This window comes from Georgenia alba, from assembly GCF_042665525.1.
Taxonomy (GTDB): domain Bacteria; phylum Actinomycetota; class Actinomycetes; order Actinomycetales; family Actinomycetaceae; genus Allobogoriella; species Allobogoriella alba.
In genome coordinates, this window is sequence record NZ_JBHTCQ010000003.1 from 49,515 (window position 1) to 69,332 (window position 19,818).

The 19,818-nt window shown below is 74.0% G+C and carries 20 protein-coding genes; 9 read left to right on the forward strand and 11 right to left on the reverse strand.

What is annotated here, in order from left to right; genetic code table 11:
• Window positions 1-98 precede the first annotated feature (98 nt).
• Window positions 99-674: a PPA1309 family protein gene (locus ACFQQL_RS14160; RefSeq protein WP_382395501.1), complete on the forward strand. Its 576-nt coding sequence runs from the start codon at window positions 99-101 to the stop codon at window positions 672-674.
• Between the two features lie 3 nt (window positions 675-677).
• On the opposite strand, the gene ACFQQL_RS14165 is transcribed toward ACFQQL_RS14160, so the two are convergent.
• On the reverse strand, window positions 678-1,817 hold the full coding sequence (locus ACFQQL_RS14165) for a YlbL family protein (protein WP_382395503.1): 1,140 nt from the start codon (window positions 1,815-1,817) through the stop codon (window positions 678-680).
• A gap of 141 nt (window positions 1,818-1,958) precedes the next feature.
• On the opposite strand from ACFQQL_RS14165, the gene ACFQQL_RS14170 reads away from it, so the two are divergent.
• From ACFQQL_RS14170 to ACFQQL_RS14180, 3 genes are all read left to right on the forward strand, one after another.
• Complete coding sequence (locus tag ACFQQL_RS14170; RefSeq protein WP_382395505.1) at window positions 1,959-3,431, forward strand: zinc-dependent metalloprotease; 1,473 nt, start codon at window positions 1,959-1,961, stop codon at window positions 3,429-3,431.
• 70 nt (window positions 3,432-3,501) lie between these two features.
• Entirely contained in the window at window positions 3,502-3,840 is a 339-nt protein-coding gene (locus tag ACFQQL_RS14175) for a DUF6506 family protein (protein WP_382395507.1), read from the forward strand.
• A 114-nt stretch (window positions 3,841-3,954) separates the two neighbouring features.
• Window positions 3,955-5,001, forward strand: a complete 1,047-nt coding sequence (locus tag ACFQQL_RS14180; protein ID WP_382395509.1) for a ThiF family adenylyltransferase — start codon at window positions 3,955-3,957, stop codon at window positions 4,999-5,001.
• Window positions 5,002-5,095: 94 nt separating this feature from the next.
• Here the strand turns inward: ACFQQL_RS14180 and ACFQQL_RS14185 are convergent, their stop codons facing one another.
• The 3 genes from ACFQQL_RS14185 to ACFQQL_RS14195 form a co-directional block, all read right to left on the reverse strand.
• Window positions 5,096-5,359: a WhiB family transcriptional regulator gene (locus tag ACFQQL_RS14185; protein ID WP_382396141.1), complete on the reverse strand. Its 264-nt coding sequence runs from the start codon at window positions 5,357-5,359 to the stop codon at window positions 5,096-5,098.
• A 215-nt stretch (window positions 5,360-5,574) separates the two neighbouring features.
• On the reverse strand, window positions 5,575-5,712 hold the full coding sequence (locus ACFQQL_RS14190) for a hypothetical protein (protein ID WP_382395511.1): 138 nt from the start codon (window positions 5,710-5,712) through the stop codon (window positions 5,575-5,577).
• Between the two features lie 225 nt (window positions 5,713-5,937).
• Window positions 5,938-8,004: an ATP-dependent DNA helicase UvrD2 gene (locus ACFQQL_RS14195; RefSeq protein ID WP_382395513.1), complete on the reverse strand. Its 2,067-nt coding sequence runs from the start codon at window positions 8,002-8,004 to the stop codon at window positions 5,938-5,940.
• 117 nt (window positions 8,005-8,121) lie between these two features.
• Here ACFQQL_RS14195 and ACFQQL_RS14200 point away from each other — a divergent pair, with 117 nt between their 5' ends.
• Entirely contained in the window at window positions 8,122-8,382 is a 261-nt protein-coding gene (locus tag ACFQQL_RS14200; RefSeq protein ID WP_382395515.1) for a mycoredoxin, read from the forward strand.
• A gap of 6 nt (window positions 8,383-8,388) precedes the next feature.
• Here the strand turns inward: ACFQQL_RS14200 and nudC are convergent, their stop codons facing one another.
• The gene (nudC, locus tag ACFQQL_RS14205) at window positions 8,389-9,351 is read right to left on the reverse strand and encodes an NAD(+) diphosphatase (protein WP_382395517.1); all 963 of its coding nucleotides are present in this window, start codon (window positions 9,349-9,351) and stop codon (window positions 8,389-8,391) included.
• Between the two features lie 42 nt (window positions 9,352-9,393).
• Window positions 9,394-9,684, reverse strand: coding sequence for a hypothetical protein (locus ACFQQL_RS14210; protein ID WP_382395519.1), 291 nt, complete (start codon window positions 9,682-9,684; stop codon window positions 9,394-9,396).
• Between the two features lie 232 nt (window positions 9,685-9,916).
• Between ACFQQL_RS14210 and ACFQQL_RS14215 the strand changes: the two genes are divergently transcribed.
• Both ACFQQL_RS14215 and ACFQQL_RS14220 read left to right on the forward strand, forming a co-directional pair.
• Window positions 9,917-10,609 (forward strand): ThuA domain-containing protein, encoded by a 693-nt coding sequence (locus ACFQQL_RS14215; RefSeq protein ID WP_382395521.1) that lies wholly within the window; start codon window positions 9,917-9,919, stop codon window positions 10,607-10,609.
• Window positions 10,594-11,688 (forward strand): Gfo/Idh/MocA family protein, encoded by a 1,095-nt coding sequence (locus ACFQQL_RS14220; RefSeq protein WP_382395523.1) that lies wholly within the window; start codon window positions 10,594-10,596, stop codon window positions 11,686-11,688. Before ACFQQL_RS14215 ends, ACFQQL_RS14220 begins: the two co-directional genes overlap by 16 nt.
• Before the next feature lie 48 nt (window positions 11,689-11,736).
• Here the strand turns inward: ACFQQL_RS14220 and mnmA are convergent, their stop codons facing one another.
• The 4 genes from mnmA to ACFQQL_RS14240 all read right to left on the reverse strand — a co-directional run bounded on the left by mnmA (window position 11,737) and on the right by ACFQQL_RS14240 (window position 15,909).
• Window positions 11,737-12,852, reverse strand: a complete 1,116-nt coding sequence (gene mnmA, locus ACFQQL_RS14225; protein WP_382395525.1) for a tRNA 2-thiouridine(34) synthase MnmA — start codon at window positions 12,850-12,852, stop codon at window positions 11,737-11,739.
• The gene (locus tag ACFQQL_RS14230) at window positions 12,852-14,063 is read right to left on the reverse strand and encodes a cysteine desulfurase family protein (protein WP_382395527.1); all 1,212 of its coding nucleotides are present in this window, start codon (window positions 14,061-14,063) and stop codon (window positions 12,852-12,854) included. The genes mnmA and ACFQQL_RS14230 overlap by 1 nt, the downstream gene beginning before the upstream one ends.
• A gap of 73 nt (window positions 14,064-14,136) precedes the next feature.
• Window positions 14,137-15,114 (reverse strand): electron transfer flavoprotein subunit alpha/FixB family protein, encoded by a 978-nt coding sequence (locus ACFQQL_RS14235; protein ID WP_382395529.1) that lies wholly within the window; start codon window positions 15,112-15,114, stop codon window positions 14,137-14,139.
• Between the two features lie 12 nt (window positions 15,115-15,126).
• Window positions 15,127-15,909: an electron transfer flavoprotein subunit beta/FixA family protein gene (locus tag ACFQQL_RS14240; protein WP_382395531.1), complete on the reverse strand. Its 783-nt coding sequence runs from the start codon at window positions 15,907-15,909 to the stop codon at window positions 15,127-15,129.
• Between the two features lie 83 nt (window positions 15,910-15,992).
• On the opposite strand from ACFQQL_RS14240, the gene glgX reads away from it, so the two are divergent.
• Window positions 15,993-18,326: a glycogen debranching protein GlgX gene (gene glgX / locus ACFQQL_RS14245; RefSeq protein ID WP_382395532.1), complete on the forward strand. Its 2,334-nt coding sequence runs from the start codon at window positions 15,993-15,995 to the stop codon at window positions 18,324-18,326.
• Window positions 18,327-18,499: 173 nt separating this feature from the next.
• Entirely contained in the window at window positions 18,500-19,606 is a 1,107-nt protein-coding gene (trpS, locus tag ACFQQL_RS14250) for a tryptophan--tRNA ligase (RefSeq protein WP_382395534.1), read from the forward strand.
• Here the strand turns inward: trpS and ACFQQL_RS14255 are convergent.
• On the reverse strand, window positions 19,600-19,809 hold the full coding sequence (locus ACFQQL_RS14255) for a hypothetical protein (protein ID WP_382395536.1): 210 nt from the start codon (window positions 19,807-19,809) through the stop codon (window positions 19,600-19,602). The genes trpS and ACFQQL_RS14255 overlap by 7 nt on opposite strands.
• Between the last annotated feature and the right edge of the window lie 9 nt (window positions 19,810-19,818).

A 19,818-nucleotide genomic window follows, 5' to 3' on the forward strand; every position in this document is an offset into this window, starting at 1 on the left:
ACCCCGCTTGCCCAAACGGTCGCGGCACGTTTTCGGCGTCGCAGGGCGGCAGGCGCCGCATGCACGCCGCCCGCCCGGCTCGCGCGATGATGGGAGGCATGACGAACCCCGCCGAGCCCGCCGACCCGCCCGCACCTCCCAGCCCGCGCACGCTGGCGCTGCGCGCCGCCGTGCTGGACCTCGAACGCCACGTCGCGACGCTCGGCTGGGACGGTCCGGTCGTGGTCTTCGCGCTGGTTCGCACGGCGGACGCCCTCGGGGCCACGCCGTCGCTGGCGGACGAGCTGCCCGCCGAGGCGCTGGCCGACGCCCGCGAGGACCCCGAGCACCTGACGAGCATCGAGCAGGACGGCCTGCCGGAGGCGGCCACGCTCGAGGAGCTGCTCGGGCAGCTCGCGTGGCCGGAGCAGGTCGACGGCGCAGCGGTCGTCGTCGAGCGGATGGTGGTGCCGCCGGAGGCCGAGCAGGGGCTGCCCGACGACCCGCAGGAGGCGCTCGAGGCGCTCATGGCGCATCCCCAGCGCCAGGACGTGCGGATGGCCGCCGGGGTGCTGCGCAGCGGCGAGTCGTGGTGCGCGCTGCGGAGCCGCAACAACGACGCCGACGACGCCGTCGCCGGCTCGCCGGACGCCGTGCCGGGCCTCGTCGAGGCGCTCCGGGCGACGCTCCGCTGAGCCTCAGCCCTCGGCGCAGGTCGGCAGCGAGTCGCCGTCCCCCTGGCCGATGGCCTCGACCGCGTCACGTGCCTCGGCCAGCGTGCCCACCGGCACCACCCGCAGACCGTCGGGGACGTGCCCCTCGGTCTGCTCGCAGTTGCCCTCGGGGGCGAGGAACCAGTCGGCGCCGTCGCGCCGGGCCCCGACGAGCTTCTGCTCGATGCCGCCGATGATGCCGACCTGGCCGGCGAGGTCCATCGTCCCGGTACCGGCGATGTGCTCCCCGCCGGTCATCTCACCCGGCGTCAGGGTGTCGATGATCCCGAGGGCGAACATCGTCCCGGCGCTCGGTCCGCCGATGTCGTCGATGTCGAAGCTCACGTCGACCGGGACCTGGATCTGCGGGTCGAGGTAGATCCCGAGGACGGAGCCCTCGGTGCCGCTCGGCGCGCGGCGCGTCACGACCGGGACGTCGAGGTCCTCCCCCTCCCGGTGCACCCCGAGCTGCACGGTGGTTCCGGGATCGGTCCGTTGCAGGACCCCCACGAGCTGGGAGTACGCACCGACCTGCACCCGGTCCTGGCCCGGTGCCCGCACGGAGGTGAGGAGGTCGCCGTCGTGCACCTTGCCCGCGGCGTCGGAGCCCTGCGCGACGCCGGAGACGGTCAGCTCCATCGGCACGTCGTAGTCGAGCTCCTCCAAGGCGGCGACGGTGGCGTTGGTCTGGGAGGACGCCATCTGCACGTTGGACTGCTCGTCGAGCTCCTCCTGCGTCGCGTCGTCCGGGAACACCGCCTCCACCGGGAGGACGAGCTGGTCGGCGCGGAACCACCCCAGCAGGACGTCGAACGACGTGACGGGGTACCCCGGTCCGCCGACCACGGAGACCGTGGTCAGCCGCAGATCACCGGAGGTCGGATAGGTCTCCTCATCGGTGACCTCGATGAGCGGCTCGCCCTCGTGCTCGCCCAGGGTGTTGACGGTGGGGCCGGGCCGTTGCACCGCGTACGGGACCGGCAGCAGCATCGCCAGGAGCAGGGAGACCGCCAGCAGACCACCGGAGACCACGAGCGTGACGGCACGCGGCACCCGCCACTCGGAGACCGGTGCCGGGTCGGGTGCCCCGTCCACCTGCGGGACTGCCGGCTCCTGCTCGTGCACCGAGCCATCATGCCCCACCGACGCGGTGGTCCGTGCGGCCCGCTGCGCCCTGAGCGAACCTGGCCGCACGCGACGGTGCCCGGACCCCGCGGCCGGGCCCGTGCGGTTTACCGTGGAGGTCCATCAGGAGCAGGAGGCGGAATGAGCACCGACCCGATCCGCAGCGAGGGCGAGGAGCCCGACGGCTGGGAGGAGCTGCTGCGGTCGATGCTCGGCGGCCCGGCGGCCGAGGAGGCGATCCGCGCGCTGCGAGCCTCGGGCGTGGACCCCGCAGCCATGTCGCAGGCGGCGGGCCTGCCGACGGACCGCAACCAGCTCATGCTGATGATCTCCCAGATGCAACAGATGCTCGCCTCCGGGGGCGGGGATCCGGTCAACTGGCGGGTCGCCCACGACCTCGCCCGGCAGACCGCGCACGCGGGCGGCGACCCCACGGTGACGGCGTCCGAGGCGCAGCAGGTCCGCCAGGCGATGGCCGTCGCGGACCTCTGGCTGGACACGGCCACGGAGCTGGGGCCCGCCGGCGGCGCGCAGGAGGCCTGGAGCCGCGCCGACTGGGTGGAGCGGACCATGCCCACGTGGAAGCGGCTGTCCGAGCCGGTGGCGGCGTCGGTCGCCGCGGCCCTGGCCGACGTCGTGCGGTCCCAGGCCGAGCACCTGCCGCCGGAGGCGCAGGCGATGACCGCCGACGCCGGACCGGTGCAGGGCATGCTCAAGCAGCTCGGCAGCGCCGTCTTCGGGATGCAGGTCGGCCAGGCGGTCGGCACGCTCGCCCGCGAGGCCTTCGGTCCCACCGAGACCGGCCTGCCGCTGGTGGAGGACCGCGCGGCGGCCCTCGTGCCGGCCAACGTCGCCGAGTTCGGCGACGGCCTCGACGTGCCCACCGACGAGGTCCGCATGTTCCTCGCGGTCCGCGAGGTCGCCCATGCGCGGCTCTTCGCGCAGGTCCCGTGGCTGCGCGCGCACCTGCTCGGCATCGTCGAGGCGTACGCGCGCGAGATCACCATCGACGTCGAGGCGATGGAGGAGGCGGTCCGCGGAATCGACCCGACGAACCCGGAGCAGCTGCGCGAGGCGCTCTCCGGCGGGGTGTTCGCCCTGGAGCAGTCGCCCGCGCAGCAGGCCGCCCTGGTTCGCCTGGAGACGGCGCTCGCCCTCGTCGAGGGATGGGTTCAGGAGGTCACCGGCAAGGCCGTGGCGCCCCACCTGCCGCATGCCGTCGCGCTGCAGGAGATGCTCCGTCGGCGGCGGGCCGCCGGCGGGCCGGCCGAGCAGACGTTCGCCACCCTCGTCGGCCTGGAGCTTCGCCCGCGGCGCCTGCGTGAGGCCGCCGCGCTGTGGTCGGCGCTCGACGCGGAACGCGGCCAGGCCGAGCGGGACGCCCTGTGGTCGCACCCGGACCTCATGCCGGCCCCGGAGGAGCTCGACGACCCGTCCGGGTTCGTCGCGGGCCGCAAGGCCGCCCGCGCCGCGGAGGAGGATGTCGACGCCGCGCTCGCGGCGATTCTCGACGGCGACGACGCGCCCGGTGACGACGCTCCCGACGACGGGTCCGACGGGCCCGGCGGGGTGCCCGGCGAGGACACGCAGGACGAGGACCCGCGGCGAGACTGACCGACCAGCGTTGACCTCGACCGCAGTTGAGGTCTTAGCGTCGGTGCGGACAAGCCGGAGGGACCGCACCATGAGCGTCAGCTGGGCGTACATCTACGAGCACCCGGGCACCGATCCGGTCGGGGACCGCACGGTCGTCGATCGTGGCGGCCAGCGCGCGCTGCTGGTGCCGGTGCCCACCGCCGCCTCGGCTGCCGACGTCGCCCGGACGCTCGTCGAGGAGGACGGCGTCACCCTCGTCGAGCTGTGCGGCGGATTCACGTCCGCGGACGTCGCCCAGGTGGCAGGGTCGCTCCCTCATCACGTCGCCGTCGGCCACGTCACCTTCGCGGCGGATGCCCTCGCCGCCGCGGTCGCGTACTCCGGGGCCGCTGCGGCGGCGATCGAGTCCGCCGGGCGGACGGGCTGACAGGCCGCCCACACCCCGGCGGCGTCCTCCAGGTTTTCCACAGCACACGCCCTGCCATCGGCGACACCCGCCACGGTCGTGCCAGAGTCCTGCGCACGACGGACGGAGGGGACGATGCGGCTACGGTCGGGACTGTCGGTGCTGTGGCGCCGCGAGGGAGAGAGCCAGATCGGCGTCGACCCGCGGTGCGCCGTCGTGCTGGAGAATCTCTCGGCCGGCGAGCAACGGCTCCTCGACCGTCTCGACGTCGAGACGGTCGAGCCCAGCGAGGCCGACCTCCTTCGCGCGGGCCGCGCCGAGGGCGTCCGTGCACGGCGGGTCCGGGAGCTGCTCGAGCTGCTGCGGCGCTCCGGCGTGCTGGATCCCGTGACGGACCGTGTCGCCGGGGCACCGGTCGCGCCCGAGGAGGCGTACTGGTCGAGGTTGCTGCCCGACGGCGACGGCCGTGACCTGTTCGCCCGGCGTGGCCGGGCGATGGTCGAGGTCGTCGGGCTCGACCACGTGGGCATGCGCATCGCGACCCAGCTGGCCGAGGCTGGTGTCGGGGCGCTGCGGCTCGAGGACGACGGTCGCGTCCAACCCTCCGACGTCGGGCCCTACGACTCCCTCGACGTCGGTCGCCGGCGGAGCGTGCGTGCTCCGGCACGGCTCCGGTCGCTCTTCCCGGCGCTGCGGACCGAGCTGCCGCCCGACGCCCGCCCGGACGTGCTCGTCGCCGTGTCGTCGGGCGTCGCCGACCCCGTGCGGCTGCTGCCGCTGGTCCGGGACGACGTCGCGCACCTGCCGGTGGTGGTCGGCGACGTCGACGTCGTGGTGGGGCCGACGGTGGTGCCCGGACACGGGCCGTGCACCCGGTGCGTGGATCTCCACCGCACGGACACCGACCCGGCGTGGCCGGCCGTGGCCACCCAGCTGCGGTGCATCCCGCCGCCGGTGACACCGGCCCACCTCGGCCAGCTGGGGGCGGCGATGGCCGTCAACCAGGTGCTGGCCGCGCTGGACGGGCGTGAGCTGGTGACGCAGCAGGCGAGCCTCGAGGTCAGCGCGCTCAGCCCGCTGCCCGTGCTGCGGCCGTGGGCCGTCCACCCCGAGTGCGGCTGCCAGGACGTCTCCATGGCACGCCCGGGCGAGCAGGAGCGGCAGTCGGTCCGGCCGGCGTGAGCACGCACGAACCGGCGGCCTGGGCAGGGTCGGGTACCTGCCTGGCCGCCGGTTCGCCTGGTTCGCCGGGCGAGCCGCCTCGCCGCCGCTGCCGTCAGGCGGCCTCGGTCTTCCGCGGGCGTCCGCGTCCACGCTTGCGCGGGACCACGACGCCGCCGACGAAGACCTCGCCACCCCAGACGCCCCACGGCTCGCCTCGCTCGAGGGCGCCGGCCAGGCACGCCTCGCGCACGGGGCACTCGCGGCACAGCGCCTTCGCCAGCTCGACGTCGGCGGTGCGCTCCGCGAACCACAGGTCACTGTCCTCGGCGGACTGGCACGGGATCACCGCGCCGCCCTGCACGGACTGCGTGGGCAGGACTCCCCAACCGGCCTCGCCGTGGTTCGTCGCCGGCGGGGTCTTGGGCCAGGAGACGGATGATCCCTGGCTGATCTGGTCGAGTAGAGCCGTGAGCTGCACTGCTGCTCCTTGGTCGTTCTCAGTCGGTGTCCTGGTGTGGGGACTCCGGACGTCTCTGACGACGACGGCCGCGGTCCCGATGGGATCGCGGCCGGAGCTGCAGCTCTGAGAGCTCAGGTCCTTCGGGCGATCCCTTTCTCGCCGATGCGGATGCGCACGCGCGTGCCACCCGGGGCGAGGACAGACTTCTCCCCCTCAAAGGCGGCGAAACCGGGTGCGGCCATATCGGCGCAGAGGATCTTGTAGTCCATCGGGTTTCGCACCTCCCTCGGGGATCGGGGACCCTTGATGCTGGCTAGGCAGGATCCGGCGGCTCAGAGAACACGTAGGAGCCTAGACCCACCCTTCAGCGGAGGGCAACGCTTTTTCTCGGAACTTTCTCCCTCGTTCGTTCCGCCGTCCTCGCGGCTCCCCGTGCCGCCTGGTGACTAGGTCCGACAACCGGCTTCGTGCCCGGTTTCTTCCCGTCGTCCGGTTCAGCTCGCCAACCACTCCCGCACGTCGACCTCGTCCCCGCGTACCACGGCGAGGACCTGCCCCCCGTAGGCCTCGAGCTTCGTCGCCCCGATCCCCCGCAGCAGGGCGAGCTGACGCAGGTCTTTCGGCTTCGCGGTCGCGATCGCCTGGAGCGTCGTGTCATGCAGCACCGTGTACGCGGGCTTGCTGATCGCGCGGGCGACCTCGCCGCGCCAGGCACGCAGCCGCTCGTAGAGCTCCGCGTCCGCGGGGTTCTCCTCGAGAAAGGCCTCCGTGCGCGCCCGCGCCGCAGCGCGCCGGGACACGCCTCCGCGCCGGGCGGCGGCGCCGTCGTCCGGCCAGATCCCGTCGAGGAAGCGCGAGCGCTTGCGAGAGGCGCGCCCGCCGACGGTCCGTGCCCGGGCGTAGGAGAGCTGCAGGTGCTCCCGGGCTCGGGTCACCCCGACGTAGAGGAGCCGCCGCTCCTCGGCGATCGCCTGGTCAGTCTCCGCGAGCGAGATGGGCAGCAGTCCCTCGCACACCCCCACGAGGAACACGGCGTCCCACTCCAGCCCTTTCGCGGCGTGCAGGCTCGCGAGGGTCACCCCCGCGACCGTGGGCGCGTGCTGCGCGGCGGCGCGCTCGTCGAGCTCGGCCACCAGCTCCCCCATACCGGCGCCACGGGTCGCGTGCAGGTCGTCGGCGAGGTTGACCAGCGAGTTGAGCGACTCCCACCGCTCACGGGTCGCCCCACGGGCGGCCGGTGGCGTGACGGACCATCCGACCGAGGACAGCACGTCCCGGACGGCCTCCCCCACCGGCTGGTCCGCGCTGGACCGGACCGCGGCACGCAGCATCGCGATGGCCTCCTTGACCTCGCGCCGGGCGAAGAACCGCTCCCCGCCCCGGACGAGGTAGGCGATGCCGGCGTCCGCGAGCGCCTGCTCGAGGACCTCCGACTGCCCGTTGGTGCGGTACAGGACGGCGATCTCGTTCAGCGGGACGCCGTCCTTCTCCAGGGCCGCGACGCGGTCCGCGACGGCACGGGCCTCCGCGAGGTCGTCGTCGTACACCTCGAGGCGGACCGCGACGGAGGAGGGGCGCTGCGCGACGAGCTCCACCGCGGCCGAGTCGCGTTGCCGGCCGGCACGGGCCAGCACCTTGTTCGCGAGGTCCACGACCTGCGGCGTGGAACGGTAGTCACGCACCAGCCGGACCACCGGCGCCTCCTGGAAGCGCCGGGTGAACTCGGTGAGGAACCGGGGCGTCGCCCCGGTGAAGGAGTAGATCGTCTGCGAGACGTCACCGACGACGCACAGCTCGCGCCGCTCGCCGAGCCACAGGTCGAGGAGCCGCTGCTGGAGCGGCGAGACGTCCTGGTACTCGTCGACGACGAAGTGGCGGTACTGCCCGCGGACCTGGGCGGCGACGTCGTCCCGCTCGAGGAGGATCCCGACGAGCAGCAGCAGGACGTCCTCGAAGTCGATCACCCCACGTTCGTTCTTGACGTCCTCGTAGACGCTGAGGAGCCGGGCGATGGTGGCGTGGTCGTGCCCACCCACTGCCTCCCGGCCGGAGCGGGCGGCCCTGGCCGCGTAGTCGTCCGCGGTGACCATCGAGACCTTCGCCCACTCGACCTCGCCGGAGAGGTCCCGGATCGTGGTCCGGTCGGCGCCCAGACCGAGTCGTCCGGACGCCTCGGCGACCAGTGACGCCTTGTGCTCGGCGATCCGCGGCAGGCCACCGCCGACGACCTGGGGCCAGAAGTAGGACAGCTGGCGCAGCGCAGCGGCATGGAAGGTGCGGGCCTGGACCCCGCCGACGCCGAGGTCGCGCAGCCGCGAGCGCATCTCGCCCGCCGCACGCGCGGTGAACGTCACGGCCAGCACGGTCTGCGGGTTGTAGGTGCCGGTCAGGACGCCGTGCGCGATCCGGTACGTGATCGCACGGGTCTTGCCGGTACCAGCGCCGGCCAGCACACACAGGGGTCCGGTGAGTCGCTCGGCGACGGCGCGCTGGTCCTCGTCGAGCGCGTCCAGGAGCTCGTCCGTGCTGCGGGTGGGCTGCTCGGCCGGGGGGTTGCTCATCGCCGGTCAGTCTCTCAGGTGCCGGTGACACGGCGGAGCACTCGCCACACGCGCTGTGGACGGACGGGAAGAATCTCGGCGGCCGTGTGGTTGGCTGCGAGGACGAGAGGAGATGTCATGACGACCGAGGCTCCCGAGGCCGGCACGATCACGATGTACTCGACCAGCTGGTGCGGCTACTGCCGACGACTGAAGTCCCAGCTGGATCGTGAGGGGATCACCTACCGCGAGGTCAACATCGAGGAGCACCCGGAGTCCGCGGACTTCGTCGAGTCGGTCAACCAGGGCAACCGCACGGTCCCCACCGTCCTCTTCCCGGACGGCTCGGCGGCCACCAACCCGTCCCTGGCGGAGGTCGTCGAGCGGCTCGGCGCCTGACGGCGATCAGAAGCCGCGGGTCTCCAGCGGTCCGCCGTACCAGTCCTCGATGAGCGCACGGGCGATCGAGGAGCGCATCGGCAGCAGGATCTCGCCGGCCGCGACGGCGGCGGCGAGCTCCTCCCGGGTGAAGAACCGGGCCGCGGTGATCTCGACGGCATCGACCCGCACCTGGTCCTGCCCGTCGGCGAGCACCGCCCGGAAGCCCAGCATGAGCGAGGCCGGGAACGGCCACGGCTGGGACGCGACGTACTCGACGTCGGCGACGTCGAGCCCGACCTCCTCCTTGACCTCGCGCGCGACCGCGACCTCGATGGACTCCCCCGGCTCCACGTAGCCGGCGAGGGTCGAGAACCGCCGCTCGGGCCAGTGCGCCGCATGCCCCAGCAGGATGCGGTCCGCCCGGTCGGTGACGGCCATGATGACCGCCGGGTCGGTGCGCGGGAAGTGCAGGGAGCCGTCGGCGGTGCAGCGCCGGACCCAGCCGGAGTCGACCACCTCGGTGGGCTCGCCGCACCGCGGGCACCTCGGGTGCCGCGCGTGCCACGAGCTGACCGCGACGGCGGTGGCGGCGAGACCGGCGTCGAGGTCGCCGAACGCGTCCCCCACGTCCCTGAGGTGGGTGAAGCGCAGGGCCGCCACCAGCTCCACCAGCCGGGCGTCCTCGACGACGGGGACGCCGTCGAGGTCGCGCTCCTCCCCCAGGTGCTCCGGCAGCGTCAGCGACAGATAGGCGTGATGCTCGTCCCGCCCGAGATAGACGACGTGCTCTGCGTCCCAGGCGTCCGAGGGCAGCTCGTCGGGCGCCCGGAGGTCGAGCCCGTCGCCGTCGGTCGCGAGCAGGCCGCGCTGCACGAGGACGACTCGCGTGGTCGGGTCGGCGACGAGCCGGGACACGAGTGCCGCGTCGGTGCGGGAGACGGCGTCTGGGTCGACGGCGGTCCGGGCCAGCGGGAGGAGGTCGTGCACGACGCCACCGTAGCGGGCGACGCTGCCGGGCCCGCGGGCGTCTCAGAGCGGCCAGACGAGCGGTGCTCCCGCACGCACGAGCTCGTCGAGCCCGAGATGCAGCGCGGTGCCGACGACGAGCCCGCTCCCGAGCCATGTCACCTCGCGGCTCCACGGCGTCAGGTGCCGGCGGCCGTGCAGGCCGGCGGCCAGCACGACCGGCCCGATCGCCCACGCCATGAACCCGAACGGGCCGAGCGCGATCAGTCCGCCCACCACGGCGGTCACCAGGACGAGCGGCAGGGTGGTCCTCGACCGTTGGTGCCCGGCCAGTGCGGTGTTGTGCTGCGTCATCAGGTCTCCCGCGCCATCGCGACTCCTGGGCACCGAATCTATCGCCTCGGGAGCCGTGACGGGGCAGAGACGGCCGCGTGGCGGCGAGGAGATTTCGGGCATGGCCGTCGCTTCCGCCACACTGGTCCCGCTGGCCCCGCCCGCGACCGAGCGGGGACCGGCTCTCGGACGTCCCACGGCTCATCGGAGGCCGTGTGGCACGCTGCCACCGACGAGGGGAGCAGAGCACCGCATGAGCAAGCAGGCGATCATCATCCGCGGAGGCTGGGACGGGCACCAGCCCGTCGAGGCCACCGACCTCTTCCTGCCGTTCCTGGCGGAGAACGGCTTCGAGACCGAGATCTTCGACTCGCCGGCGATCTACGCGGACGCCGGGCGGATGGCGGGGACCGACCTCGTCGTGCAGTGCATGACGATGTCGACGATCGAGAAGGAGCAGGTGGAGGGGCTGCGCGCCGCCGTCGAGGCCGGCACCGGACTCGCCGGCTGGCACGGCGGCATCGCCGACTCCTACCGCTCCTCCGACGCCTACCTGCAGCTCATGGGCGCCCAGTTCGCCAACCATCCGGGCAAGCACCCGAGCGAGCGGGTCGGGGACCAGGCGGACAACTACATCCCGCACCGGATCGACATCCTGCCGGAGGCCGCCGACCACCCCATCACGCGCGGCATCGAGAGCTTCGACCTCGTCACGGAGCAGTACTGGGTGCTCACCGACGGCCTGCTCGACGTCCTCGCGACGACCACGCTGCCGAAGCGCGAGTTCGACCCGTGGCACCGCGAGCACACCTCGCCGGCGGTCTGGACGCGGCAGTGGGGTCGCGGCCGTATCTTCGCGTGCACGCCGGGTCACCGGGTCGAGATCCTGGAGAACCCGAACGTCCGGACGATCATCGAGCGGGGCATGCTGTGGGCCAGCCGCTGAGGGTCGGGCTGGTCGGCGCCGGGAACATCTCCGCGCAGTACCTGGCGACGTTCGACCGCCTGGCGGACCTGGAGCTGGTCGCCGTCGCCGACCTCGACCTGGAGCGGGCCCGCTCGGTCGCCGAGCAGCACGGCGCCGTCGGTCTGAAGGTGCCGGAGCTCCTGAGCCGGGACGACGTCGACGCCGTGGTCAACCTGACCGTCCCGGCCGCGCACGCAGACGTCTCGCTCGCCGCCGTCGCAGCAGGCAAGGGCGTGTACGTCGAGAAGCCGCTGGCGGCCACGACGGCGGCGGCCACCCAGATGCTCGACGCCGCCTCCGCCGCCGGCGTGGTGCTCGGCGGTGCACCGGACACCGTGCTGGGCACCGGCGTCCAGACCGCCCGCTCCGCCGTCGACGGCGGCGCCATCGGCATCCCGACGAGCGCCATGGCGACGATGGTCACCCCGGGGCACGAGCGCTGGCACCCGGCTCCGGACTTCTACTACCAGCCGGGCGGTGGCCCGCTGCTCGACATGGGCCCGTACTACATCACGGCGCTGGTGACGCTGCTGGGCCCGGTGGTCCGCGTGATCGGTGCGGCGAGCGCGCTGCGGGACGAGCGCGTCATCGGCTCGGGCCCGCGCGCGGGCACCCGGATCCCGGTCTCCACGCCGAGCCACGTCACCGGTGCCCTCGTGCACGCCTCGGGCGCGATCTCCACGCTGCTCATGAGCTTCGACGCGGTCGCGTCCCGCGCGGCGAACATCGAGGTGCACGGCACCGAGGGCTCGCTGGCGGTCCCCGACCCCAACCACTTCGCCGGCACCGTCTCGGTCGCGACGACCGAGGACCCCGCCTGGCGGGAGCTGCCCGTCTCGGCCGGGTACCGCGGCGCCGCGCGCGGCTACGGGCTGGCCGACCTGCTGTGGGAGGGCGCGTTCGCTTCCGACCCGACGGCGGGACGCGCCCAGGGCGTCGTGGCCTTCCACGTGCTGGAGGTCATGGAGGGTGTGCTCGAAGCCGCCCGCGAGGGCCGCTCGGTCGAGATCACCAGCACGGTCGAGCGCCCGGCGGCGGTCCCGCTCGACGACCGCTGACCGCCGGGCCGCCCCTGCGCCACCGGCCGGCCCGGTCAGGCGGCCCGGTCAGGCCGGGACCGGTGCGCCGCGCCGCGCCGCGGCGATGGTCGCCTGGCCCAGCACCCGCGTGCCGCGGTAGACCACGAGCGACTGGCCCGGCGCGATCCCGCGCAGCGGTGTCGCCAGTCGGGTGACGATCTCCTCCGGCGTGCGCCGTACCGTCGCCGGGACCGGGTCGCCGTGCGCCCGCACCTGGACCTCGGCGTCGGTCCACTCCCCGGCCGCGACGTCCTCGGCGAGCCAGACGCTCTGCTCGGCGCGGATCTCGTCGACGCTGAGCAGCTCGCTCGGCCCCACGACCACCTGGTTGGTCTCCGGGCGGGTCTCCAGGACGTAGCGGGGGCTCCCGTCCGGGGCGGGGCGGTCCAGCCCCAGGCCCTTGCGCTGCCCGACGGTGAACGCGTAGGCGCCGTCGTGCTCGCCGAGGACGGTGCCGTCGGCGTCGACGATCTCTCCGGGCCGGCTGCCCAGCCGGTCGCGGAGGAACCCCCGGGTGTCGCCGTCGGCCACGAAGCAGATGTCGTAGGAGTCCGGCTTCGCCGAGACGCTCAGGCCGCGCGTCGCGGCCTCCTTGCGTACCTCGTCCTTGGACGGGGCGTCCCCGAGCGGGAAGAGCGAGCGGGCGAGCCGCTCGGGCCCCATGACGGCGAGCACGTAGGACTGGTCCTTGGCGACGTCGACGGCGCGGTGCAGCTCACGCCGGTTCTCGCCGTCCGGCCCGGGCACGTCGACGATGCGGGCGTAGTGCCCGGTGCACACCGCGTCGAAGCCGAGCGCGAGTCCGCGGTCCAGCAGGGAGGCGAACTTGATGTGCTCGTTGCAGCGCACGCAGGGGTTGGGGGTGCGACCGGCCTGGTACTCCGAGAGGAAGTCGGCGACGACCGTGTCCTCGAACTCCTCGGACAGGTCCCACACGTAGTACGGGATGCCCAGGACGTCGGCGGCGCGGCGCGCGTCGGAGGCGTCCTCGATGGAGCAGCAGCCGCGCGAGCCGTTGCGGTGCTGGGCGCGGGAGCGGGACAGCGCCATGTGCACGCCGACCACATCATGGCCGGCCTCGACGGCACGGGCGGCGGCGACGGCGGAGTCGACCCCTCCGGACAGGGCGGCGAGGACGCGCATCAGGCGGCTCCCTCCCGGACTGCGCCGCGTGACGTGCGCGCGGCGGCGCGTGCGGCGTAGGCCTTGCGGGCGGACCCGACCACGCCGGGGAGCGCCGCGAGCACGGCGTCGACGTCCGCATCGGAGGTGGTCCGGCCCAGGCTGAAGCGCAGCGCGGAGCGGGCCTCGTCGGTGTCGTAGCCCATGGCGAGCAGGACGTGCGACGGCTGCTGGACGCCCGCCTGGCAGGCCGACCCGGAGGACGCCGCGATGCCGGCCATGTCCAGGCCGAGCAGCAGGGCGTCGGGATCGGCTCCGGCGACCGTCAGGTGCGCCAGCCCGGGCAACCGGTGGTCCGGCCCGGGTCCGGTCACCCGCAGCCCGTCGACCGCCGCGGTGGCCCCGGCGACGAGCCGGTCCCGCAGGTCGCGCAGCCGGGCGGCCTCCGCCTCCTGGTCCGCGACCGCCATCTCCACCGCGAGCGCGAGGGCCCGGGCGCCCGCGACGTGCAGCGTGCCGGACCGGACCCCGCGCTCCTGGCCACCGCCGTGCTCGACGGGTATGAGGGCGAGGTCGCGGCGGGCCACCAGGGCACCGGTGCCCACCGGGGCGCCGAGCTTGTGGCCGGTGAGGCTGAGCGCGTCCAGGCCGGAGCGGTCGAGGTGGACGGGCACCTTCCCGACCGCCTGGACGGCGTCGGAGTGCACCGGGACGCCCGCGGCGTGCGCGCGGGCCGCGACGTCCCGGACCGGCTGGAGGGCGCCGGTCTCGTTGTTGGCCCACATGACCGACACGACGGCGACGGTCCCGGTGGCGAGCACCTCCTCCAGGTGGCCGGGGTCCACGACGCCGTCGCGGTCGACGTGGAGCAGCACGACCTCGGCCCCCTCGTGCTCGCCTAGCCACTCGGCGGCCTCGAGCACCGCGTGGTGCTCGACGGCGGAGACGGCCACCGTCCGCAGGCGCTCGTCCCCGGCCCGGCGTGCCCAGTAGCCGCCCTTGACGGCGAGGTTGTCGGCCTCGGTGCCGCCGGAGGTGAAGATCACCTCGGCCGGCTCGGCGCCGATCGCCGCGGCCAGCTGTTCGCGGGCCTCCTCCAGCCGCCGGCGGGCGTCGCGTCCCGCAGAGTGCAGCGAGGACGGGTTCCCGAGCCGCGTGAGCTCCTCGGCGTAGGCGGCGGCCACCTCCGGGCGCACCGGGGTGGTGGCGGCGTGGTCGAGGTAGGTGCTCACCGATCCAGTGTAGGGACGGCCGTGAGCCCACTACATGGGTCCAGGCGTAAGGAATACGTCACGCCTGGACCCATCAGGCGGTGGCGTCGCCCTCGCGCAGCCGCCGGATGGCCTCGATCGCCTGCGGCAGCACGTCGTTCAGATCCCCGACCACGGCGACGTCGGCCATCTCGAGGATCGGGGCGTCCGGGTCGCTGTTGATGGCCACGATGGTCTGGGCCGCCTGGATCCCGGCGGTGTGATGGATCGCGCCGGAGACACCTGCGCCGATGTACAGGCGCGGCGCGATGGTGACACCGGTCTGACCGACCTGGGCGGCGTGGTCGATCCACCCCTCGTCGGTGGCCACGCGGGTGGCGCCGACGGCCGCGCCGAGCACGTCGGCGAGCTCCTCGACCAGGCTGAAGTCCCCCTCGACCCCGCGCCCGCCGACGACGACCGTCCGCGCCTCGGGCAGCGGGGCCCGGCCGCGCGGGTGCGCGGTCCGGCCGAGCACCCGGACCGCCCGCGCGGTGCCGGACAGCTCCACGGGCACCTCGACCACCTCGGGGGTGACGCCGTCGACCGGGACCGCGTCCACCACTGTGGGCTTGACCGCGATCACCGGGGTCCCGGCGGTCACCCGGCACGTGGTGTCCCAGGTGCCCTGGAGGACGGTCTTCGTCGCGACCAGTGCGCCGTCGTCGTCGCGGACACCGGTGGCGTCCACGACGGCGCCGGAACCCAGGCCGACGGCCAGGCGCGCGGCCAGCTCCTTGCCGGCGAAGGTCGAGACCAGCAGCACCGCGGCCGGGTCGAGCGCCGCGACCACCGCGAGCACCCCCTCGGCGGCGACGGCGGAGACGGTCGGTGCGTTCCCGTCGAGGTCGGGCACGTGGACGGTGCCGGCCCCGTACCTGCCCAGGGCCGGGAGGTCCGGCGGTTCCAGCGCGACGGCGGCGACCGGGGCGTCGGTGAGCTCCCGGGCGAGCGTGAGGACCTCGGCGGACGGGGTCGTCAGGGCGCCGTCGACGTGATCGACGACGACGAGGATCGGCTGGTCGTCACTCATCACGGATTCCCCTCAGACGAGCTTCTGCTCGACGAGGAACGCGGCGAGCTTCTCTCCCGCGTCCCCCGTGTCGGTGATGATCCGCCCCGTCTCCCGCGGCGGGCGTGGCTCGGCGGACAGGACCGCGGTGCCGGTCAGGGTCTCGCCGGCTGCCGCACCGCCGTCGAGCTCGTCCAGCGAGAAGGTGGCGACCGGCTTCTTCCGGGCGGACATCAGCGACGCGGCGCCCGGGATGCGCGGCTCGTTGAGCTGATCGGTCACGGACAGCACCAACGGAAGGCCCGCGCTCTGCTGTTCATCTGCGTCCCCGATGCTCCGGGTGATCGTCACCGCGCGGTCCGCGAGGGAGACGCTGCTGGCGAGCGTGAGGGCCGGGCGATCGAGCACGGCCGCGAGCGCCGCCGGGACCATCGACGTGAGGCCGTCCATCGTCGCCATGCCGGTCACCACCAGGTCCACCGGCCCGTCCCGCTCGACGGTGCGCACCGCGGCGGCGAGCACCCGAGCCGTGCCGACGACGTCCGCGCCCGCGATCCGGTCGTCGAGGACGTGCACGCCCGAGGTGGCGCCCATCTGCAACGCGCGGCGCACGGCGTCCACGGCGTCCTCGGGTCCGACGGTGAGCGCGACGACCTCGGCCTCCGTCTGCTCGGCGAGGCTGACGGCGGCCTCGACGGCGTTCTCGTCCAGCTCGTTGATGGCGTCGTCGAGCCCGCGTACCAGGCGCCCATCGGCATCGAGCGACCGGTCCGACTGCAGGTCAGGGACGTACTTGACGCACACGACGATCCGCATGGGACCAAGGGTGCCACCTGTCGCGGCACGGCACGGAATCATCCCGACGCCGGACACCGCCCCCGTGGAGTTCAATGGGGCGGGTGACCACCGCTCACCTCTCGACCCCGGCCCTCGGCGACGCGACCGGGCGGGCACCCGGCCCGGCGGCCAACCCGCGGCGGCTCGGGGCTCACCTGGTGGGCGACGGCATCGACGTCGCGGTGCACGCGGCGCAGGCGGAGCGGGTGGACCTGTGCCTCCTCGACGTCTCCGGGGAGGCGCTGACCGAGCGGCGGTTCACCCTCCACGGGCCCGTCGACGGCATCTGGCACGGTCACGTCCCCGGCATCGGCGCCGGCCAGCGCTACGGGTTCCGCGCCCACGGCCGGTGGGAGCCGGACGCCGGCCTCCTGCACAACCCCGCGAAGCTGCTCCTCGACCCGTACGCCCGCGCCCTGGCCGGGACGGTCCGGCTCCGGCCGGAGATCTACGGCCACGTGGTCGGCGAGGACCTGAGCGCCCCGGACGGACCGTGGGAGCCCGACCCGCGGGACTCCGCCGGCCACGTCGCGCACGGCGTCGTCGTCGACGACGGCTTCGACGGCGCGGTGCCCCCGCCGCGGGTCCCGTGGGAGAGGACGGTGATCTACGAGGCCCACGTGCGCGGACTGACGAAGCAGCTTCCCGAGGTGCCCGAGGAGCTCCGGGGCACCTACGCGGGCCTCGCCCACCCGGCCACCGTGGCGCACCTGAAGGACCTCGGTGTGACCACCGTCGAGCTGCTGCCGATCCACGCCAAGGTCACCGAGCCGTGCCTGGCGCAGCGAGGGCTGAGCAACTACTGGGGCTACAACACGCTGGCCTTCTTCGCGCCGGAGCCGTCCTACGCGACCCGCGCCGCGCAGGAGGCGGGTCCCGCGGCGGTGCTCGCGGAGGTCAAGGGGATGGTCGCGCTGCTGCACGCCGCGGGCCTCGAGGTGATCCTCGACGTCGTCTACAACCACACGTGCGAGGGCGGCAGCGGCGCGGACGGGGCGGGGCCGGCCCTGTCCTTCCGTGGCCTGGACAACACCGGCTACTACCTGCACGACGGCGGAGCCCCCGCCCGGCTCGTCGACGTCACCGGCACCGGCAACTCGCTCGACTTCCGCCGCACCCGCGTGGTGCAGCTGGCCCTGGACTCGCTGCGGTACTGGGCGGGCGAGGTGGGCGTGGACGGGTTCCGCTTCGACCTCGCCGTCACGCTCGGCCGCCAGGGCGCGGACTTCAGCTCGCACCACCCGTTCCTGGTGGCGATGGCGACGGACCCGGTGATCGGGGCGACGAAGCTCATCACCGAGCCGTGGGACCTCGGCCCGGGCGGGTGGCGCACCGGGCAGTTCCCGGCTCCGGCGGCGGACTGGAACGACCGCTTCCGCGACGCCGTCCGATGCTTCTGGCTGGCCGACGCGGCCGCGGCGGCGAAAGGGCAGACCGGTCATGACCTCCGCGAGCTCGCCACCAGGCTGGCCGGCAGCGCCGACCTCTTCGGCCGCGGCGAGGCTCCGGGTGGCCGGGGTCCGCTGGCGTCGATCAACTTCGTCACCGCCCACGACGGCTTCACCCTCGCCGACCTCGTCACCTACGAGCACAAGCACAACGAGGCGAACCTCGAGGGCAACCGGGACGGCAGCGACGACAACCGCTCCTGGAACCACGGTGTCGAGGGTCCGGTGGGCCGGCACTCCCCCGCCGCCCAGGTGGCCCCGGTGCGCCGGCGGTCCGTGCGGAACCTGCTGGGCACGCTGCTGGTGGCGGCCGGCACCCCGATGCTCACGGCCGGCGACGAGATCGGCCGCACCCAGGGCGGCAACAACAACGCCTACTGCCAGGACAACGAGATCTCGTGGGTGACCTGGGCGCGCGAGGGCTGGCACGGCGAGCTGCTCGAGACCGCGACCTACCTGCTGCGGCTGCGCCGCGAGCACCCGGTGCTCCGGCCGGCGCGGTTCGCCACCGGCCGGCCCGGGCTGGGCGACGACGTGCCGGACCTGTCGTGGTACGACGAGGCCGGGAACCCGATGACCGCGGAGGCATGGCACGACCCGGGCGTGCGCGTGCTGCAGATGCACCGATCGGGGCCGCACGGCTGCGCCGACGCGCTCGTGGTGCTCAACGGGTCGCTCGACGAGCGCACCGTCCGGCTCGCCGCCGGGCGCGGCGAACGCTACGCGCTGGTGTGGGACTCGGCCTGGGAGCACCCCGGCGACCACCGGGCGGAGGACTCGGCCGACGACGAGGCCGAGCGGGCGACCGGCGACGAGAGCACCGCCGACGAGGCGGTTGCGGAGAACGGGAACGGTCGGGACAGCCTCGCCGAGCCGGGTTCCGCCGTCGAGCTGGAGTCGCTGAGCATGCGGATCTACCTCACGGGCGGTGCCGCCGCCGGGTGGTGAGTGGGACCTGGGCCGTGTCCGCGGCCCGGCGCGGAGTCAGTAGAGTTGTCCCGTGCCGATGACCCGCTCCTGGTGGCCGTCCTGACGGACGGACCCGAGCAGCGTCCCCACGCCCGGCCGTCCCCGTGCGGCGGCCGCCCGCCCGCGGGCCGGCCCCGACACCCGAGGACCACATGACCGAGCAGCAGACCGCCGACCTGGCGGAGTCCACCTCCGACGCGTCTCTCGAGCGCACCCGGGTCCGGAGCGCCGAGATCGAGCGGGAGATCACCAGCGACCCCGGCCGGTTCCGTATCCTCACCGGCGACCGGCCCACCGGGAACCTGCACATCGGCCACTACTTCGGGTCGCTGCGCAACCGGGTGCGCCTGCAGCAGGCGGGCGTGGAGACGTTCGTGCTGGTGGCCGACTACCAGGTGATCACCGACCGCGACGGCGTCGGCCCGATCCGCGACCGTGTCCTGTCGCTGGTCGCCGACTACCTGGCCATCGGCATCGACGCCGAGGCGGGGACGATCTTCACCCACTCCGCCGTCCCGGCGCTCAACCAGCTCATGCTGCCGTTCCTGTCACTGGTGACCGACGCCGAGCTGCGCCGCAACCCGACGGTGAAGGCGGAGCTGGAGGCGACCGGGGACCGTCCGATGTCCGGGCTGCTCCTGACCTACCCGGTCCACCAGGCGGCCGACATCCTGTTCTGCAAGGCGAACCTGGTGCCGGTCGGCAAGGACCAGCTGCCCCACCTGGAGCAGGCCCGCGTGATCGCCCGCCGCTTCGACGAGCGCTACGGCCGGTCCGGCGAGGGGTCCGCGCCGGTCTTCCCGCGACCGGAGGCGCTGCTCTCGGAGGCGGCCAGCGTCCTGGGCACGGACGGGCAGAAGATGAGCAAGTCGCGCGGGAACACGATCGAGATCGGCATGGACGCCGACTCGACGGCGAAGCGGCTCAAGAAGGCGGTCACCGACGCCGACCGGCACATCACCTACGACCCGGTGAACCGGCCCGAGGTCTCCAACCTCGTGCTGCTGGCGGCACTGGCGAGCGACCGGGCGCCCGAGGACGTCGCCGCGGAGATCGGCGACGGCGGAGGTGGCACGCTCAAGAAGGTCGCCACCGAGGCCGTCAACGAGATGCTCGCGCCGATCCGCGCGCGGCGCGCAGAGCTGGCCGCCGACCCCGGTTACCTGCTCGGCGTGCTGCGGTCCGGCAACGAGCGCGCGGGCGCGATCGCGGAGGCGACGCTGGCCGAGGTCCGCGAGGCCATGCAGATGGTCTACTGAGCCCGCGGGCGGGCGACGGCGAACCCCAGCGCCGCCGCCGCGGCGGCCAACCTGTCGTCGTAGGTGACGATCTCCCCGACCGCGTCCTCGTCCACCGCGTCGCCGGCGAGGATCATGGCAGCTCCGAGGTGGATGTCCGCCAGGGCCCGGTCCAGGTCCTCCCGATCCCGCCCGAGGCGCACTCCGAGCCGTGCGAGCTCCACGTCGTGCAG

Bases quoted from the DNA above. Each gene is read 5' to 3' on its own strand.
- ACFQQL_RS14160 (WP_382395501.1), top strand. From the start codon at position 99: ATGACGAACCCCGCCGAGCCCGCCGACCCGCCCGCACCTCCCAGCCCG.
- ACFQQL_RS14170 (WP_382395505.1), top strand. From the start codon at position 1,959: ATGAGCACCGACCCGATCCGCAGCGAGGGCGAGGAGCCCGACGGCTGG.
- ACFQQL_RS14175 (WP_382395507.1), top strand. From the start codon at position 3,502: ATGAGCGTCAGCTGGGCGTACATCTACGAGCACCCGGGCACCGATCCG.
- ACFQQL_RS14180 (WP_382395509.1), top strand. From the start codon at position 3,955: ATGCGGCTACGGTCGGGACTGTCGGTGCTGTGGCGCCGCGAGGGAGAG.
- ACFQQL_RS14190 (WP_382395511.1), bottom strand. From the start codon at position 5,712: ATGGACTACAAGATCCTCTGCGCCGATATGGCCGCACCCGGTTTCGCC.
- ACFQQL_RS14195 (WP_382395513.1), bottom strand. From the start codon at position 8,004: ATGAGCAACCCCCCGGCCGAGCAGCCCACCCGCAGCACGGACGAGCTC.
- ACFQQL_RS14200 (WP_382395515.1), top strand. From the start codon at position 8,122: ATGACGACCGAGGCTCCCGAGGCCGGCACGATCACGATGTACTCGACC.
- ACFQQL_RS14210 (WP_382395519.1), bottom strand. From the start codon at position 9,684: ATGACGCAGCACAACACCGCACTGGCCGGGCACCAACGGTCGAGGACC.
- ACFQQL_RS14215 (WP_382395521.1), top strand. From the start codon at position 9,917: ATGAGCAAGCAGGCGATCATCATCCGCGGAGGCTGGGACGGGCACCAG.
- mnmA (WP_382395525.1), bottom strand. From the start codon at position 12,852: ATGCGCGTCCTCGCCGCCCTGTCCGGAGGGGTCGACTCCGCCGTCGCC.
- ACFQQL_RS14235 (WP_382395529.1), bottom strand. From the start codon at position 15,114: ATGAGTGACGACCAGCCGATCCTCGTCGTCGTCGATCACGTCGACGGC.
- ACFQQL_RS14240 (WP_382395531.1), bottom strand. From the start codon at position 15,909: ATGCGGATCGTCGTGTGCGTCAAGTACGTCCCTGACCTGCAGTCGGAC.
- trpS (WP_382395534.1), top strand. From the start codon at position 18,500: ATGACCGAGCAGCAGACCGCCGACCTGGCGGAGTCCACCTCCGACGCG.